The following is a 17910-nucleotide window of genomic DNA, read 5'->3' as shown; positions in this document are numbered from 1 at the left end:
CTATCTTCCATTGGCCAGATATCAAACATAGTACGCCCGTAATACCTGGAATCGTAAGCGAAGCCTTTAAGGCTGTTAGTATAGAAACTATATTTTGATGGGTTTTGAAAGCCTTCGTCCATTACTACAAACGCCTTGCCTGCTTTTTGGTGTACCAGTTTAGCCCATTCATGAAAACCGAAGTAGCTTTTTAAGGCCTCTACCTTTTTAATAAATGGCAAGCCAAATATGAGGGATAGCCTCAGCGCCAATATCAACACCAAATTTGCAATTGCCAATTTGTAAAACCATTTGGCATCAAAATTTTCCCGTTGAAAGCTAATAAGCGCCAGGCATATTAAAGGCACAAAGGCAATTAGTGTATAATGGGGCTGCACGTTTACCTTAAAGGTATTCAGCAGGAAAAAACCAAATGTGCCTATGGCATTAAATAATAAGCCACGGGTAAAAACATCGGTTATCTTAGTACTGAAACCCCGATAGAACAGGTACCAGCTAATAAATGCACCGCCCAGTAAAAGCTGACCTACAATAAATGTTGTGCTGATGGAAATATCGTACCCAAATGCCGACGACCGCTCAAATAACTGGTAATTAACTGCCGGGAACCCTCTGTGCATTTGCCACAAAATATGGGGGATGTAAATTACCACCCCTGTTAATATGGCCAGGTAAAAGGTTTTGCGGGTAAAAAGTTTAAGGTTTGATAACAGGGTAAAACCAACAAGCAGCACCCCATGATACTTACTGTAAAGCAAGCAGGCTACAATAACACCAATTATAAAAGCCGTTAACCAACTATCGTCATCAATATACTTTTGATAGAAATAATAGAACAGCACCGCGAAGAAAAACAAAGGCGCATCTGGCGTGCTGGTGAAGCCATATACATGAAAAACAAGTACCCCCGAAACCAGCAGCATGAACCATTTGGTACTAACCTGGTACTTTTTCAAAATTAACCAAAGCAGATATATAGCCAAGCTATTGCTTAGTACAGTTAGCAACCGTAAGCCAAGTTCGTTATGGAATAAGGTATCGCCTATTTTAATGAATAAGGCCACCATTGGTGGGTGGTAAAAATACCCCCAGTCCAGCTTTTGGGCAAACATCCAGTAATAGGCCTCATCGGCATGTAGTTCTAAGGTATAAGCTTGCACAGCGTTCAATAACGTCCAGCATAGAATAAAATACCACACCGGTTTATTTGACTGAACAGAATTGCTTATAGTGGTTGCCGACATTGCTATTAATGAATTGCAAAGGTAAAATAAAAGCGATTAGCTATGGCGATGTTAAAACGGGTTAATTTACATTGGAATTAACATTTATCCCGATAAAAATTCAATATTTGGACTATGATAACCAACACCTTAAGTACCATCAAAGCAACCCGAAAGCATTTATTGAAATTAATTGAGGGCTTATCTACCGAACAATTAAACGAGGTTCCGGCAGGTTTCAACAATAACATTATCTGGAATGTGGCGCATCTAATATCGGCAGAACAAGGCATTTGCTATACAAGGGCAAACATACCTTTTATAGTAGATGATAAATTTTATACCCCATACCGCCCGGATACCAAGCCCACCCGTTTTATTGAAAGTGCAGAAGTTGACGAGATAAAAGAGCTGTTGATCACAACCATTGATCAGTTAGAAGCTAATTATCAAAACAAAATTTTTGCGAATTACCCTCTATGGACTTCCCGTTATGGCGTACCAATAACCGGTATTGAAGATGCCATAAATTTTCTACCATTTCATGATGGGATGCATATTGGCTATGTAATGGCGTTGAAGAGGGCGATAGGATAAAAATATTTTTTTGTAACTTTGATTAGTACAATACCTATATAAAAGAATATGAATCTTCAATTTATTCATGATAACAAAGGAAACACAACCGGAGTGTTTATTCCTATTGAAGAATGGCAATCTTTAAAGGAAAGGTATGCTGAGTTGCAAAAAGAAGAGGTTGTTAATATATCTGAATTATCAGCATGGCAAACTCAAATAATTGATGAAAGGCTTAATGATTATTATCAAAACCCGACAGCTTTAAGCAGTTTCGATGATACATTAGATGATATCGAAAAAAGTTTGTGAACTATAATTTTGTAAATAGACCTGCTGTTAAAAGTGATATTTTAAACGCGGTCGATTATTATAAAACCATCTCACCAAAACTTGCCAAGCAATTTTTACTTAGGATCCGTGAAGCTAAACTATATATTGATCGTACGCCATTAGGTTTTCAGATTAAATATAGAGAAGTACGGACTTTAATGTTAAAGCAGTTTCCTTTTCATATTCATTACCTTGTTGATGAGGCTAATAAACAAATAATTATTTTGGCAATAATTCACGCTTACAGAAATCCAACAGATTACTCCAATAGATAATAAAAAAACCCGGCATAACCGGGTTTTCGTATTTTCAGACTAATCTCTAATTAGCTAATCTCTAAACTCCAAGAAGTAACCTTGTTGGGTCTTCTAATAACTGTTTTACACGTACCAGGAAGCTAACCGATTCGCGACCATCAATGATGCGGTGATCATATGAAAGCGCCAGGTACATCATTGGGCGAATAACCACTTGTCCGTTTACGGCAACAGGGCGCTCAATAATATTGTGCATGCCCAATATAGCCGATTGCGGCGAGTTTAATATCGGGGTAGACATCATAGAACCAAACACACCACCGTTGGTGATAGTGAACGTTCCGCCTGTCATTTCTTCTAAAGTCAATTTATTTTCGCGGGCTTTGCCTGCCAATACAACAATGGCCTTTTCAATTTCGGCAAGGCTCATGCTTTCCGCGTTGCGGATAACCGGAACAACCAAACCTTTTGGCGCAGATACAGCGATAGAGATGTCAGCAAAATTACTGTAAACTACTTCTTCGCCTTCTATACGGGCACCAACAGCAGGCCATTCTTTTAAAGCCTCGGTAACCGCTTTAGTGAAAAACGACATAAAGCCCAAGCCAACGCCGTGTTTTTCTTTAAATTTATCTTTGTATTTGCTGCGCACTTCCATTATCGGCGCCATATCTACTTCGTTAAAAGTAGTTAGCATAGCTGTTTCGCTTTTAACGGCTACCAAACGTTTGGCAACTGTTTTACGCAACGACGACATTTTTTCGCGACGATCGCTTCTTGTACCAGGAGCGGGTTGCGGGGTTTGAGGTGCGGGAGCAGCGGCAGGCTTTGATGCCGCTGCTTGGGCAGGTGCCGCAGCAGGTTGGTTTTGCGCGTTAAGGGCATCACCTTTAGTAATACGGCCATCAACACCAGTACCGTTTATTGATGAAGTATCAACACCCTTTTCGGCTAATATTTTTGCAGCAGCAGGCGATGGTGTGCCTGATGCATAAGTTGTTCCTTTTGATGGGGCAGCCTGTGGCGATTCGTTAACCGCATCTGCAACCGCAGGGGTTACTGGTATAGTAGCTACAGGGGCACCTGCACCGCCTTCAATAGTGCAAACCACTGCGCCAATGGCCAGGGTATCACCTTCTTTAGCTATGGTTTTTAACGTGCCGGCTTTTTCGGCAGTTAATTCAAAAGTTGCTTTGTCAGATTCCAGTTCGGCAATAGCTTCGTCCATTTCAACGGCTTCGCCATCTTTTTTGATCCAGCGTGATAAGGTTACTTCGGTTATTGACTCGCCTACCGGTGGTACTTTTATTTCTAATGAAGATGAGCCTTGTGCAGGTGCAGGAGCCGGAGCGTTTGCAGGCGCGGCAGGACTAACAGCCGGAGCCGCTTCCTCTTTGGCTGCAACTGGTGCTGCAGGTGCTTTCTCGGCTGTGGCTGCAGGTGCGCCGCCATCTTCTATGCTGGCCACAACCGCGCCAATGGCTAATACATCGCCTTCGGCTGCAACTGTTTTTAAAGTCCCGGCCTTTTCGGCAGTAAGCTCAAAAGTTGCCTTGTCTGATTCCAGCTCGGCTATCACTTCGTCCATTTCTACATGGTCACCATCCTTTTTTTTCCAGGCTGATAATGTTACTTCGGTAATGGATTCGCCTACCGGCGGAACTTTTATTTCTAAACTCATATTGTAAGTAGTTGTAAGTTTTATTTTTTGGAACGAGGATTTTGGTGCGGCGTGCGGATTGATTAGCGGTTTCTACGCTCTTCGCTCCCATCACGTCAACTCCAATATCAATCAGCCCCGGCGTTAGCCATTTTTTCGGTTGTTTTTTTGATGGTTGCTTTAACCAATTTACCCGCAGGCGCTTCAAATGCTTTCGACACGATGTGTAATTGCTGTGCGGCATGCTGTTTAGCAAAACCGGTAGCGGTACTGCTGCCTTCCAAACGCGATATAACATTTAGGTTTAAATATTTATCGCTATGGAACTTGCGGCAAATGTATGGCCATGCGCCCATGTTCTCCGGCTCTTCCTGTACCCAGAAAAATTCGGTAGCTTTTTCGTATTTCGCCTTGATTTTTAATATCTGCTGTACCGGTGTTGGGTATAATTGTTCAACACGCACTATGGCTACATCCTTACGTTTATCGGCCTGTTGTTTCTCAAACAGATCATAATAAACTTTACCGGTACAAAGCAATACACGTTTTACTTTTTTAACATCGGCATAATTATCGTCTATCAGTTCGTAGAACTTACCATCAATAAAATCTGCCAGCGGCGATACGCAATTAGGGCTGCGCAACAAACTCTTAGGTGTAAATATAATAAGCGGTTTACGGAAACTGCGGTGCATTTGCCTCCTTAAAATATGGAAGAAGTTTGCAGGGGTTGTACAGTTTGCCACCTGGATATTATCGTCAGCGCAAAGTTCTAAAAAGCGCTCTACACGTGCCGATGAATGCTCTGGGCCCTGGCCTTCATAACCGTGCGGCAATAGCATTACCAAACCATTACCACGCTGCCATTTTGTTTCGGCACTAGCAATGTATTGGTCAACTATGATCTGTGCGCCGTTAAAGAAATCGCCAAATTGCGCTTCCCAAATGGTTAATGCATTAGGGTTTGCCAAAGCATAACCATATTCAAAACCTAACACGCCATACTCAGACAACAGAGAGTTGAATATGCTCAGTTTCGCTTTTGTATCGATAGTTTCAAGCGGGGTATATTCATCCTCAGAATCGGCCAGGGTAAGTACCGCGTGGCGGTGCGAGAAAGTACCGCGTTTAACATCTTCACCACTTAACCTTACCGGGAAACCTTCTTTTAATAAAGTACCATAGGCAAGTAATTCGCCCATTGCCCAATCAAAAATGCCGGTTTTATTAACCATGGCGTTACGGTCCTGGAACAATTTTTCAATTTTCTTGAAGAATTGCTTATCAGTTGGCAATACAGTTAGCTTGTTACCTATTTCGGTAATCACCTCTTTACTTACCGATGTATCTATAGGGCTTATTAATTCGCTGTGGTTTGCTAAATGCAGGCCGCTCCAGGCACCTTCAAACATCGGGATGGTATCGGTAAACCTGTCGGAAGCTTTTGCTTCATCCAGCATCTGCTGTAATTCGGCGCGGAAATCTTTTTCAAGTGTTTTTACATACTTGTCGTCAATGGTTCCTTCGGCTATAAGTTTTTTACTGTAGATCTGCAGTGGGTTAGGGTGCGCCTCGATAGCTTTATACAATACCGGCTGGGTAAACTTAGGCTCATCTGCCTCGTTGTGGCCGTAACGGCGGTAGCAAAGAATATCGATAAATACATCCTCGTTAAATACCTGGCGATATTCCATTGCCAGGTTAACCACATAAACCAATGCCTCAACATCATCTCCATTAACATGGAAAACCGGCGAAAGCACAGTTTTAGCCACATCGGTACAATAAGTACTTGAACGGGCATCTTTATAGTTGGTGGTGAAACCTATTTGGTTGTTTATAACCAGGTGGATTGTTCCGCCGGTACGGTAGCCGTCCAGTTTTTCCATCTGTAAAACCTCGTAAACAATTCCTTGTCCGGCTACAGATGCGTCACCATGTATTAATATCGGGGCGATCTTTGAATGATCGCCATTATGTTTAAAATCAATTTTTGAACGCGTAATACCTTCCACAACCGGGTCAACCGCCTCTAAGTGCGATGGATTAGGGCAAAGGCTTAAGTGAACTTTTTTACCCTGTGAGGTTTCCACATCAGTGGAAAAACCAAGGTGATATTTTACGTCGCCACCAAATGGAGATTCCGAATCAAAGTTTTTTCCTTCAAACTCAGAGAATACCTCTTTATAGGTTTTCTCCATAATATTAGTGAGCACGTTTAAACGGCCACGGTGTGCCATACCAATGATAAATTCTTCGATACCCAGGTCTGATCCTTTCCTGATAACTGAGTTAAGGGCAGGGATCAAAGATTCGGCGCCTTCTAACGAGAAACGTTTCTGACCCAGGAATTTTGTTCCCAGGAAATTTTCAAAAACAACCGCTTCGTTCAATTTAGCCAACATCTGTTTCTTTTCATCAACTGTGAACGATGGCGTATTACGTTTGCTCTCCATCCTATCCTCAAACCATTTAAGTTTTATAGGATTGCGGATGTAGGTATATTCGGCACCAATGGCCTGGCAGTAAGTTTGTTCTAATAACTGGCGAATGTCACGCAGTTTGGCGGGGCCTATTCCAATTTCAACACCGGCATTAAATACGGTGTCCATATCGGCTTCGCTTAAACCAAAGGTTTCCAGCTCTTTACCCGGAAAATATTTGCGGCGTTCGCGTACAGGGTTTGTTTTAGTGAATAAATGGCCCCGTGAACGGTATCCATTTATCATGTTCATCACATTGATCTCTTTTAGGAAATGATCAGGTGTTGCGGCGGTGGCCGCCGGGGCATCCTGATTATCTTTTCCAAAGTCAAAGCCTTCAAAAAACTTTTGCCAACCAAAATCTACAGATTCGGGGTCTTGTTTGTAAGCTTCGTATAGTGTATTGATGTAGGCTGCGTTTCCGCTGTTTATGTAATTGAGGCGATCCATAGAAACCATTGTTGTAAACGGTACAAAATTAAGCATTATAGAATAAAATGCTGAAATTATATGCTATTACTTTTTCATTATTTTAAGTAACAAGCAATAAAAGCATAATTAAGATTTGTGTAAAAATTTGTGCAGGAAACTGCGAAGATAACCCAGGCCTTCAAACAACACGGCAAGGAGGCCGATAATGATGGTGAATTGTTCAAATGGGTTCATAATATATATACGCTAATATATTGTTTTTGTTGCGTTTAAAGATACAACAACCTGTACCTTATTCACACACCGTATGTGCAGTAGCAGGTAACCATGTTGTTATAAAATCGCTTTGGGTATCTAACTGGTCGGTAGGCTTTGCAGCGTTAAAAAAGCGGTTACTTTTAGTATCGTTACCTACACCGGCCACAAACGCCCAGTTGCCCCAATTGCTTGCAGGCGAGTAATCTATTAGCTTTTCTTCAAAATACAGGGCGCCTTTTGTCCAGTCAACCTGTAAATCTTTAGTTAAATAAGTGGCTACAGCCTGTCGGCTATAGTTGGTGATGTAACCGGTAGCATTTAACTGGTGCATGGCAGCATCAACAAACGGAACACCGGTTTGGCCGGTTTTCCATTGCTCAAAAAGCTCGTCCTGGTTGGCAGCAACATCGGGTACATCGCCAAACCCTTCGGAGCGGAAGAATTTTTGGCCATGCTTTTTAAACATAAAGCGGAAATAATCGCGCCATAAAAGCTCCAGCATTATAGGGTCGGTATTGGGCAAATGGTTTTCGCGGTGATAGTTCACTACTTCCCAGTAAACCTGCCTTGGCGATATACAACCAACAGCCAGCCACGGGCTTAAACGTGATGAATTGCAAGAAGCGCCGCGTATATTTTTAACCTGGTTATTTTGCAGGCAGCTTTCCAGGTAATGGTGCAATTGTTTGAGGGCCGCTGTTTCGCCACCAATAAACTTTTCACTGGCACGCGCATCATCAACAGGTTCTGGAACACCCAGATCTGTAAGGGTTGGCAATTCGCCTGCATCGGTAATTTCGGGTGTAGCAATATGTTCCGGACTAACCACACTTGGCCTAACGGTGCTATCGCGTTCTACCTTCTTTTTAAATGTAACAAAGCTATCGGGTATATCTTTTATCGGGAAAGGCAAGTCCTCTTTATGATACATGGTATGTCCGATGAAGTGTTTCAGGTTCAGCTTCATTTTCCATAAAGCGGCTTCTACCCTTTCAGAAACATCAGTTTCATCAGGTGCAACCTCGCGGTGATGATAAACTTCACTTATCTGGTATTCTTCGGCCAATTGGGTAAGCACTTCGGCAGGGTCGCCGATCCGGATCAATAGGTCGGCGCCAAATTTTTTGAGGTTTTCCCGCAGATCGGCAACGGCTTCAAGCAGGAAGCGTGCACGGAAGCTCCCGGTTTTTAAAGCGCCTAAAGCGCTGGTTTTAAAGTAAAAAGGGTCGAAAATATATACGGGTAATACTTTATCTGCCCTGCGCACGGCTTCAGATAATATTTCATTATCGTGTATGCGCAGATCATTCCTAAACCAAACCAATATAACCTTTTCACTCATATGAACAACTAATCTAAACTTATTTAGATTAATTACAAAAATGGGAATTATTTAGTTGCCCTGCGTAATCTGCCACAATATTTTGACATGATGCCAACATTTATCCAAGGCTGTGTGTAATTCTATCACAAACTAAACCTAACCTTTACCCGTTTAATTAACATAAGCATGATATTTGCATCAGCTGTTTATCGTAACTTTAACTATTAAAAATCAACACTATGGCAACTATCGAAAGCATCCAGAAAGCGTATATAGATCATGTATTAACAGAAGGCCAGCAGCCAAAATCGGTGTATGTATTTGCTAAAAAAAATAAAATGCCCGAGGACGAGTTTTACCGCTCCTTTGGATCTTTTGACGCGGTTGAACAAAGCGTTTGGGCAGATCTGACCAATAAAACCCTGGCCGAAATACGCGGACAGGAAGTTTGGACACAATATTCATCGCGCGAGAAGGCGTTATCTTTCTTCTACAGCTTTTTTGAGCTATTGAAAAGCAGCCGCAGTTTTGCCGTTTACAGCATTAAAAAACATCGCGGCCTGGGTACGCCAAAGGTATTGGAGCCAACAAAAGATATATTTGAGAGTTTTGCCGAAGAAATTTTAACAGAAGGCATTGAAACAGCTGAACTAAGCGATCGCAAATTTTTCAGCAAGCGTTATAAAGATGCCCTTTGGGTACAGTTTGGTTTTGTGCTAAATTTTTGGATAAATGATGATTCGGCTGGATTTGAGAAAACTGACGAGGCCATTGAGAAAGGTGTAAACGTAACATTCGATCTGTTTCAAAGTTCGCCGATAGATAACTTGTTTGAGTATGGCAAGTTTTTGGCGAAGAATGGCGGGTTGAAGGAGAAGATGGGATTTTAAGTAATGCCAGCCCCACCCAAACCCTCTCCGGGAGGGAGGGCTTTAGAAAAACACGATTGAATAAGATTAAATCCTTACATATAAAAAAAGTCTCTCCTACCGGGGGAGATTTAGAGGGGGCGGCCGTCATATTTGATATGGATGGCACACTGATAGATAATACACCTTTTCATTTTAAAGCCTGGCAACAGCTTTTCAAAAAACGTGGCCTACCAGAATTAAGCCGCGAAATGTACCTGAGCGAAATAAGCGGAGTGCCAATATTGAATACTCTGAAAAAGTATTTTGGGGAAGATTTGGACGAAGCTGAACTAAAAGCTTTGGCGAAAGAAAAGCAGCAACTTTACGAAATTGCTTTTCTGCCTTACCTGCGACCAATAAACGGACTGGAAAACTTCCTGGCCGAACTGAAAGATGCCGGTGTTAAAATAGCATTGGCCACATCATCGAACATGGATGATGTTGATTTTATTTTTGAGACCATACCTATCAGGCAATACTTTGATGTAGTAATAACCGGCGGCATGGTAAGCCAACCTAAACCATCGCCACAAATATTTTTAAAAGCCGCCGAGCAGCTAAACACCCGCCGCGAAAAATGCGTGGTATTTGAAGATTCGATCTCGGGTTTAAAGGCAGGTAACAACGCGGGCATGAGGGTTGTAGGTATAACTACCGCGCACCCTACCCCAATAATTAGCAAGCTGGCCAATCTTGCTATAAACGATTATGCAGACATCGATCTGCAAAAACTGGCCGCATTATTTGAGCAATAAAAACATGAGTGATAACACTTCGAAAGAACAAAACAGCATACCTACCAGTAAAGTTGAACGCAGCGCCAAGTTTGTAAAAACAGGCTTTAAAATTGGGGGCAACTATATAAAGCATTACTCTAAAAAACTTTTCAACCCGGAAATGGATAGGTCTGAACTGAACGAGGATAATGCTACCGATATATATCAATCATTAAGCGAGCTAAAAGGCAGTGCACTTAAGGTAGCGCAGATGCTTAGTATGGATAAGAACCTGCTGCCACAGGCTTATGTAGATAAATTTACGCAGTCGCAATACAATGCGCCCCCATTGTCGGGCCCGCTTATTGTGCAAACGTTCAAAAAGTACTTTGGCAAAAACCCCGATCAGATCTACGATAAATTCAACATCCGCTCTACCAATGCCGCATCAATTGGCCAGGTACACCAGGCCGAACTGAACGGTAAAAAACTGGCCGTTAAAATCCAATATCCCGGTGTTGGCGATTCTATATCATCCGATCTGAAACTGGTAAAACCCTTCGCGTTTAGAATGCTGGGCATGAGCGAAAAAGAACTGGATATTTACATGCGCGAGGTAGAAGAACGCCTTTTAGAAGAAACCGATTACGAACTGGAAGTACGCCGTTCGATAGAGTTTTCTATCGCCTGCAAAAATTTAAATAATGTAGTTTTCCCTGAATACTACCCCGATCTATCCAGCAAACGTATTATTACAATGGATTGGCTGGAAGGCAAGCACCTACGCGAATTTTTGGCAACAAACCCATCACAAGAATTACGCGACCAGATTGGCCAGGCACTTTGGGACTTTTACAATTATCAGCAACACGAACTGCGAGCGGTGCACGCCGACCCGCACCCCGGTAACTTTTTGATAACACCCGAAGGCAAGCTTGGATGTATTGACTTTGGCTGCATTAAGGTAATGCCCGATGATTTTTATTACCCATTCTTCTCGCTCACATCAACCAATTTGTTTGATGATAAAGAAGAAACTATAAAAGCATTTCGTAAGCTGGAAATGATATTACCTAATGATACCCCCGCGCAGATAGAATTCTATCATAAAATGTTTAGACAGATGATAGGTTTATTTGCCAAGCCTTATATCACCAATACTTTCGATTTTGGCGAAAAAACTTTTTTTGATAACCTGTTTGGTTTTGGTGAAAAGGTTTCTAAAATGCCCGAGTTTAAACAAGCCCGTGGTGTAAAGCATTTTATTTATGTAAACCGTACTAATTTCGGCTTATATAATATTCTGCACGAACTTAAGGCAAGAGTAAAAACGGACACCTATAAACCACATGTAGAAGAGCTGGCTTAGCCACCTTATCCTCTTAATCTATCATATACCATATAGCCATTGCAAATATCATTATAAATGTGGCTATCCAGCTTAGGGTAGCTTTTATATGCCATGTTTCTATATCGGTTACGCGGCCGCTACCTATAAATGATTTAGCCCTGTTGCGGCAATACCAGCCATAAGCAACTAAAAGACCTATTATTACAAAGCTTGAAAAAATTAAAACCAATTGAAAAGTATGGGTAAACATGCTATAAAATTCTTATAAATATTTATTTCGATACATAAATAAAAAAAGGTTTAATCACTTTGCTTGTTTGCTTAATAATTAACAAAAAAGTTACATTTGGGTTAATTCCTACATGCCGGTTATGTAAGTATAAAAAGCTTTAATCGTTTGGTTTATTTTCTTGGTGATTAATAAAAAACCCTCATTTGAGTTAATTTCCACACCGGTTATTTCAATATCCTGAACGGGCCAGAACAAAATCATCAAATTAAAACACCCCCGCTATTCTGTTGTTGCCATAACATGAAAGTGTTACTTGCGGGTGCTAACGGATATATAGGTACACGTTTAATATCGGTATTGCTGGAGCAGGGCCATAATGTGATTTGCCTGGTTCGCGATAAGCGCCGCTTTCACGAACAAAACGATTACAGCGACCGCGTTACCCTGCTTACCGGCGATTTGCTTAAAGAGCAAGGTATTGAAGCCATCCCTGATGATATTGATGCAGCATATTACCTTGTGCACTCTATGGCACAGGCAGATGATTTTGCAGCACTGGAGGCATTATCTGCCCATAGCTTTGTACAGGCTATTAACAAAACTAATTGTAAGCAGGTAATTTACCTTAGCGGCATTACCAATGATACCCACCTATCTAACCACTTGCAATCGCGCAGGCATGTAGAAGATGTATTAAAGGAATGCAAAGCGGCTTTAACCGTGCTTAGGGCGGCAATTATTATTGGTTCGGGCAGTTCATCATTCGAGATTATCCGCGATCTAACAGAAAAGCTACCCATCATGACCGTTCCGCGCTGGGTAAATACCAAATGCCAGCCCATAGCTATACGCGATGTACTTGGTTATCTGAGTGCCGTATTATTAAACGAGCGCTCGTTTAACCGCACTTTTGATATTGGCGGGCCGGATATACTCACCTTTAAACAAATGATGCTTACGTATGCTAAAGTGCGTAAGCTTAAAAGGTATATCGTTACCATACCGTTCCTGTCGCCTAAAATATCTTCTTACTGGCTCTACTTTGTTACTTCTACCAGTTATTCGCTTGCCCAAAGCCTGGTAGATAGTATGAAAAACGAAACCATTATGAAGAACCACGATATTGATGATATTGTAAAACGCGATTGCCTTACTTATGAAGAGGCACTTAAACTGGCGTTTAACAAGATAGAGCAAAACTCCATTGTTTCCAGCTGGAAGGATGCCCTGAATAATGGCTACCTTACCTCGGGTTTTATGGACCAGATAAAAGTGCCGCAAAATGGCACACTGGAGTATAAAATTAAACAGCCCTTTAAGCGCAATAGTGCCGATGTACTCAAAAACTTTATGGCTATAGGCGGCAACCGTGGCTGGTATTATTGGGATTGGATCTGGAGCATACGTGGCTTTTTGGATAAACTGTTTGGCGGTGTGGGTTCAAGGCGTGGGCGTACCAGTAATGTAAATATATCTGCAGGCGATGTGATAGACTTTTGGCGGGTTTTACTTGCCGATACGATCAACAACAGGCTTTTGTTATACGCCGAAATGAAGCTGCCCGGTGAGGCGTGGCTGGAGTTTAAAATTATTAAACGCCAGGATCAAACCTTCCTGAGCCAAATTGCTACTTTTAGGCCAAGGGGTTTATGGGGCCGGGCCTATTGGTATTTGATGTGGCCGTTTCACCTTTTTATATTTAAAGGTATGGCAAAAAGAATTGTAAACTTTGGCGAAGATAATAGCTGATAGTTAATGGCTGATGGCAAAATCAGATACCTTTATTTTTTATTACTTATTAAAATGAAGCTACCATGAACCAACCTAAAAACATACTTATTACCGGCGGATCCGGGCTTTTGGGTAGGCAATTAACCAAAGCACTTTTGGCTTTAGGTCATACAGTAAGCCACTTAAGCCGTAGTCAGGGTAAAAACCCAATGGTTAAAACCTTTTTATGGGATGTAGAAAAAGGCACGATAGATGAACATTGTATAGGTGGTGTAGATACTATTATACACCTGGCAGGTGCAGGTATTGCTGATAAACGCTGGACAGATCAACGCAAAAAAGAAATTGTAGAAAGCCGCACCAAATCAATAGGCCTTATTTATGGGTTGATGAAAAACAAGGCTCATAAAGTAAATACAGTAATATCCGCATCGGGCATTAGTTATTATAGTAACCGTGGCGATGAATTACTTACCGAAAATAGCCCCCCCGCTCATGATTTTATTGGCAACTGCTGCATTGAATGGGAAAAAGCAGTAGACGCAGGCCAACAATTCGGCCTGCGGACCTTAAAATTTCGTACGGGTATTGTATTGACTACCGAGGGTGGTGCATTGCCACAGTTAGCCTTGCCTATAAAGCTTGGCATAGGTTCGCCGCTGGGCAATGGCAAGCAATGGGTGCCATGGATCCATCACCAGGATGTGGTAGACATGTATCTGTTTGGGCTAAACAATGAGCAACTAACAGGCGCTTTTAATATGGCTGCACCTATACCGGTTACCAACCAGGAGCTAACCCAGGCTGTGGCTAAACAACTACACCGCCCGTTATGGGCGCCCAATGTGCCTGCTTTTTTAATAAAATTATTATTCGGCGAACTGGCAAGTCTGGTATTAGGCAGCACAAAAGCATCGGCACAAAAAATTGAGGATGCGGGCTTTAAATTTAAGTACCCGGATATAGGCCCGGCATTAAAAGAAATATATGGATAAGGGTACCCCCGTAAATGTTTTTTGGTTTCGCCGCGATTTGAGGATCGAAGACAATGCAGGCCTGTACCACGCCTTAAAAAGCGGGAACCCGGTGATGCTCTTTTTTATCTTCGACAAAGAAATACTGGATAAGCTGGAAGATAAGGACGATGCACGGGTTGCCTTCATATACAAAGCAATTGAGGAGATCAATAACGAATGCCAAAAGTATAACAGCAGCCTATTGGTAGCCTATGACAAACCAAAGCAGGCCTGGGAAAATCTCATTAAAGATTATAATATAGCCGCCGTTTATACCAACCACGATTATGAGCCTTATGCCAAATTGCGCGATACCGAAATTAAAGACCTGTTAGCCAAACACGATATATCATTTAAAACCTATAAAGATCAGGTGATTTTTGAAAAGGACGAGGTGACAAAAGATGATGGCAAACCCTACACAATTTACACTCCTTACAAAAACAAATGGTATCAAAAATTAAAGCCGTTTTATCTAAAGGCTTATCCTACCGAAAAATATTTAAAGAACCTGCTCAAATATAAAGCACCCAAACTGCCCATCTTAAACGAAATGGGTTTCGTAGAAAGTGGAATAAATTATCCCGAAAAGGAATATAATGGGGTTATAGCAGAGTACGCCGAAAACCGCGACTTCCCCGCAATAACGGGTACATCGCATATAGGTGTACATTTGCGTTTTGGTACGGTAAGTATCCGCCGCTGTGCAAGGGACGCGTATGAGTCGCATGAAAAAACCTGGCTGAACGAATTGATATGGCGGGAATTTTATATGATGATATTGTACCATTTCCCACAGACAGTAGATCATGCATTTCGGCCGGAGTATGATCGCATAGAATGGATCAACGATGAGGATCAATTTGAAGCGTGGTGTAAAGGCGAAACCGGTTTCCCGATGGTAGATGCCGGCATGCGCGAACTGAATGCTACCGGCTATATGCACAACAGGGTGCGCATGGTAGTAGCCAGCTTTTTAAGTAAACATTTGCTAATTGACTGGCGCTGGGGCGAACGGTATTTTGCCCGTAAACTGTTGGATTATGAAATGGCAAGCAATGTTGGCGGCTGGCAATGGGCGGCAGGGAGCGGTACTGATGCCGCGCCTTACTTCCGGATATTTAACCCGGACGCTCAATTAAAAAGGTTTGACCCTAAATTAGAATACGTAAAAAAATGGGTTCCGGAATATGCCGACTTCAGCAAGTATCCAAAACCCATTATAGATCACGCCTTTGCGCGCGAAAGATGTTTAAAGGCCTTTAAAGCAGCTTTGAGCAAATAATTACGGCTGCTTTACATCTGTTATCTGAAAATCAAATTTAAGTACAGAATTTCCTGGGATGCCAGTTCTTGCAGCAGCACCATAACCAAGGGATGACGGCACCAAAATTGAAATAAAAGTACCCTTGGATGCATGTTTTTGGAGTGCCTCCTCTACACCTGCTATATATTGATATGGTGTAAAAGTAATTGCAGTTGCACCTGAAGTATCAAAAACTGCACCATTCAACAAATACCCGGTGAACGTTGCAGTAACGTTTGTAAATTCTGATATTTCATCAATACCGCCTGTACCCGGAGTTACAATTTTATAGTAATAATATTTTTTTACTTGTGTACCTATAGAATCTATTAATGCAAAATCTTTTATATAACCACTATTTGCGGCTATATAATTTTTAATAACCTTATCATCATAAGCATCCTGATTGCCTATAACGTGTACATATAAATCAAGGCTTTGGTTACCTGCAATACGCGAGTTTGCATTAGAGATACTGCCCGAACCCATACCATTTACACCGTACCCCAGGCGTGAAGGTATCAGCACACGCATATTACTGCCTTTATATTTGAGCAGGTTATGAATAGCCAGTTGTAATCCAGGGGGCAACCTAACCCCTGTAAGTTGATTTAGAACAGTTAATTGACCAAGGTATCCGGTAAAGTGGTTGGATATGGTATCGGCAGATGTATACTTTCCATCAAAAGATTTTAAAGTATAAACCAATGATATATTATCAGAATATTTAAGGGTGTCGCCGGTGCCTTGTGATATAATTTTATAATGTATACCTGTAGTACCGGTACCATCTTTAGTAGTATCCGCGGTAAAGCCTGTTAAACCGTTTGCACTTATATAAGCCTGTATTTTCTGCTCGTCAAATTCCCTGATATTGGGTTGGTTGCTGTCGTTCTTTTTACAAGCGGTTAAGCCAGCTGCTATTAATAAAAAAGTAAAAATCTTTTGTTTCATCTAAAATTAGTTCGTTACATCTAAAAGTTCAATCTCAAAATCTACCACCGAGTTCTTAGGTAAATTTATCTCTGGCTGGTCGTACGGACCGTATGCATAACGTGATGCCGCTATTATACGTATCTTTCCTCCCTTTTTTATTTGCGGGATACCCAGCTTCCATGCCCTTAACACCTCCCCTAAAGTAAACGAGGGGTGAAAATTATTGCTTTCGGCAAAAACCTCGCCTGTTAAAAGTTTCTTGCTGGTATAATCAATGGTTATCCGTGTCGAGCTTGTGAACAAGTCATTGCCACTTCCTGGCGCTAACTCTACATAATAAACACCCGTTGCAATCCCAGCGCTATCAATCCGTTTTGCCACCGCGCTTAAACCCGGTGTGCCGGCAATATAATCCTGTATTATTTTATCATCAATCTCTGCCTGTGTCCTTTCCTCAGCAACAGCATCATAGCCTTTTTTGCAGGAAGACAAACAAACAACACTAAATAATAATATCAGCAGTATCTTGTTCATTCAATTTTCAAAAGGCAAATTTATTGTTTTATATCGCAAAAACAGCAGCTTAACACTTTTTAACAATTGAGGCTGGGTTAAAAAATAAAATCAGGGTTTATAATTAAGGGTTAGCTGGTTTATTTTCTTCAGCATATCGGTTAAATACTGCTTATCAGCATCACTTATATGTGCGTTTAGATAGTTATTAAACTGTTTTACAACGTTTTTTGCTAACTGGCGTTTTTCTTTACCCAAATCTGTCAGGTAAATCTTTACCGATCGCTTATCCCCCTTGTTCGATTCGCGGTAAATAAGCCCGGTTTGTTCCAGTTGATTTAACATACGCGATAAACTGGTTGATTTTAAGCCTAATAACGCCGCTGCCTGCGATACAGTTGTACCATCTTCTTCAATATTGATAAGTAAATAACCAATAGACTGCGTAATACCAAATTCGGTAACTAACTGGTTATAGCGGTTGGCAACCGTTTGCCACACAATCTTTAAAAAGTAATCAATAGTTTCCTGATGTTTTACATTGCTTCGCATACTGACAAACTTAATATTTTTAGTTGATTGGTGAGTGGTGAATTGTGAGTAGTTGGCAAGTGATAAATAAGTTTGAATAATCATTAACCCATTTGTAACA

17 protein-coding genes are annotated in these 17910 nt (G+C 41.4%); 9 read left to right on the top strand and 8 right to left on the bottom strand.

Going from position 1 to position 17910, the window contains the following annotated elements; genetic code table 11:
- Window positions 1-1244 (bottom strand): glycosyltransferase family 39 protein (locus JWQ85_RS01495; RefSeq protein ID WP_299462842.1); only part of this gene is annotated, 1244 nt, incomplete at its 3' end.
- Window positions 1245-1358: 114 nt separating this feature from the next.
- Here JWQ85_RS01495 and JWQ85_RS01490 point away from each other — a divergent pair.
- From JWQ85_RS01490 to JWQ85_RS21875, 3 genes are read left to right on the top strand one after another with little or no spacing between them, the layout of a single operon-like run.
- Window positions 1359-1820, top strand: coding sequence for a DinB family protein (locus JWQ85_RS01490; RefSeq protein ID WP_299462838.1), 462 nt, complete (start codon window positions 1359-1361; stop codon window positions 1818-1820).
- A gap of 48 nt (window positions 1821-1868) precedes the next feature.
- Entirely contained in the window at window positions 1869-2111 is a 243-nt protein-coding gene (locus JWQ85_RS01485) for an addiction module protein (RefSeq protein WP_299462835.1), read from the top strand.
- Window positions 2108-2407 (top strand): type II toxin-antitoxin system RelE/ParE family toxin, encoded by a 300-nt coding sequence (locus JWQ85_RS21875; RefSeq protein ID WP_367186174.1) that lies wholly within the window; start codon window positions 2108-2110, stop codon window positions 2405-2407. Before JWQ85_RS01485 ends, JWQ85_RS21875 begins: the two co-directional genes overlap by 4 nt.
- A 61-nt stretch (window positions 2408-2468) precedes the next feature.
- On the opposite strand, the gene odhB is transcribed toward JWQ85_RS21875, so the two are convergent.
- The 3 genes from odhB to JWQ85_RS01470 form a co-directional block, all read right to left on the bottom strand.
- Window positions 2469-4070: a 2-oxoglutarate dehydrogenase complex dihydrolipoyllysine-residue succinyltransferase gene (odhB, locus tag JWQ85_RS01480; protein ID WP_299462832.1), complete on the bottom strand. Its 1602-nt coding sequence runs from the start codon at window positions 4068-4070 to the stop codon at window positions 2469-2471.
- A 107-nt stretch (window positions 4071-4177) separates the two neighbouring features.
- Window positions 4178-6982: a 2-oxoglutarate dehydrogenase E1 component gene (locus JWQ85_RS01475; protein WP_299462829.1), complete on the bottom strand. Its 2805-nt coding sequence runs from the start codon at window positions 6980-6982 to the stop codon at window positions 4178-4180.
- Window positions 6983-7256: 274 nt separating this feature from the next.
- Window positions 7257-8564 carry a DASH family cryptochrome gene (locus JWQ85_RS01470; protein WP_299462827.1) on the bottom strand — a complete coding sequence of 436 codons (1308 nt, stop codon included), beginning with the start codon at window positions 8562-8564 and terminating at the stop codon, window positions 7257-7259.
- Between the two features lie 221 nt (window positions 8565-8785).
- Between JWQ85_RS01470 and JWQ85_RS01465 the strand changes: the two genes are divergently transcribed.
- The 3 genes from JWQ85_RS01465 to JWQ85_RS01455 are packed head-to-tail and all read left to right on the top strand — an operon-like array spanning window position 8786 to window position 11542.
- Window positions 8786-9436, top strand: coding sequence for a TetR family transcriptional regulator C-terminal domain-containing protein (locus JWQ85_RS01465; protein ID WP_299462824.1), 651 nt, complete (start codon window positions 8786-8788; stop codon window positions 9434-9436).
- 56 nt (window positions 9437-9492) lie between these two features.
- Window positions 9493-10212: an HAD family phosphatase gene (locus JWQ85_RS01460; protein ID WP_299462821.1), complete on the top strand. Its 720-nt coding sequence runs from the start codon at window positions 9493-9495 to the stop codon at window positions 10210-10212.
- A 4-nt stretch (window positions 10213-10216) separates the two neighbouring features.
- On the top strand, window positions 10217-11542 hold the full coding sequence (locus tag JWQ85_RS01455) for an AarF/UbiB family protein (RefSeq protein WP_299462818.1): 1326 nt from the start codon (window positions 10217-10219) through the stop codon (window positions 11540-11542).
- Window positions 11543-11555: 13 nt separating this feature from the next.
- On the opposite strand, the gene JWQ85_RS01450 is transcribed toward JWQ85_RS01455, so the two are convergent.
- Window positions 11556-11774 (bottom strand): hypothetical protein, encoded by a 219-nt coding sequence (locus JWQ85_RS01450; protein ID WP_299462815.1) that lies wholly within the window; start codon window positions 11772-11774, stop codon window positions 11556-11558.
- Window positions 11775-12056: 282 nt separating this feature from the next.
- Between JWQ85_RS01450 and JWQ85_RS01445 the strand changes: the two genes are divergently transcribed.
- The 3 genes from JWQ85_RS01445 to JWQ85_RS01435 all read left to right on the top strand — a co-directional run bounded on the left by JWQ85_RS01445 (window position 12057) and on the right by JWQ85_RS01435 (window position 15788).
- A complete protein-coding gene (locus JWQ85_RS01445; RefSeq protein WP_299462812.1) occupies window positions 12057-13505 on the top strand; it encodes an SDR family oxidoreductase in 1449 nt (482 codons plus the stop codon).
- A 65-nt stretch (window positions 13506-13570) separates the two neighbouring features.
- On the top strand, window positions 13571-14482 hold the full coding sequence (locus JWQ85_RS01440) for a TIGR01777 family oxidoreductase (RefSeq protein WP_299462809.1): 912 nt from the start codon (window positions 13571-13573) through the stop codon (window positions 14480-14482).
- The gene (locus JWQ85_RS01435) at window positions 14475-15788 is read left to right on the top strand and encodes a deoxyribodipyrimidine photo-lyase (RefSeq protein ID WP_299462806.1); all 1314 of its coding nucleotides are present in this window, start codon (window positions 14475-14477) and stop codon (window positions 15786-15788) included. The genes JWQ85_RS01440 and JWQ85_RS01435 overlap by 8 nt, the downstream gene beginning before the upstream one ends.
- Here the strand turns inward: JWQ85_RS01435 and JWQ85_RS01430 are convergent, their stop codons facing one another.
- The 3 genes from JWQ85_RS01430 to JWQ85_RS01420 all read right to left on the bottom strand — a co-directional run bounded on the left by JWQ85_RS01430 (window position 15789) and on the right by JWQ85_RS01420 (window position 17810).
- Window positions 15789-16763: an FKBP-type peptidyl-prolyl cis-trans isomerase gene (locus JWQ85_RS01430; RefSeq protein WP_299462803.1), complete on the bottom strand. Its 975-nt coding sequence runs from the start codon at window positions 16761-16763 to the stop codon at window positions 15789-15791.
- A 6-nt stretch (window positions 16764-16769) separates the two neighbouring features.
- Window positions 16770-17279, bottom strand: a complete 510-nt coding sequence (locus JWQ85_RS01425; RefSeq protein WP_299462800.1) for an FKBP-type peptidyl-prolyl cis-trans isomerase — start codon at window positions 17277-17279, stop codon at window positions 16770-16772.
- Between the two features lie 90 nt (window positions 17280-17369).
- Window positions 17370-17810 carry a MarR family transcriptional regulator gene (locus tag JWQ85_RS01420; RefSeq protein ID WP_256538428.1) on the bottom strand — a complete coding sequence of 147 codons (441 nt, stop codon included), beginning with the start codon at window positions 17808-17810 and terminating at the stop codon, window positions 17370-17372.
- Between the last annotated feature and the right edge of the window lie 100 nt (window positions 17811-17910).

This window comes from Mucilaginibacter sp., from assembly GCF_028288105.1.
Classification (GTDB): Bacteria; Bacteroidota; Bacteroidia; order Sphingobacteriales; family Sphingobacteriaceae; genus Mucilaginibacter.
Note: the sequence above shows the minus strand (reverse complement) of the source record. Positions and strands in the feature narration are given on the sequence as shown.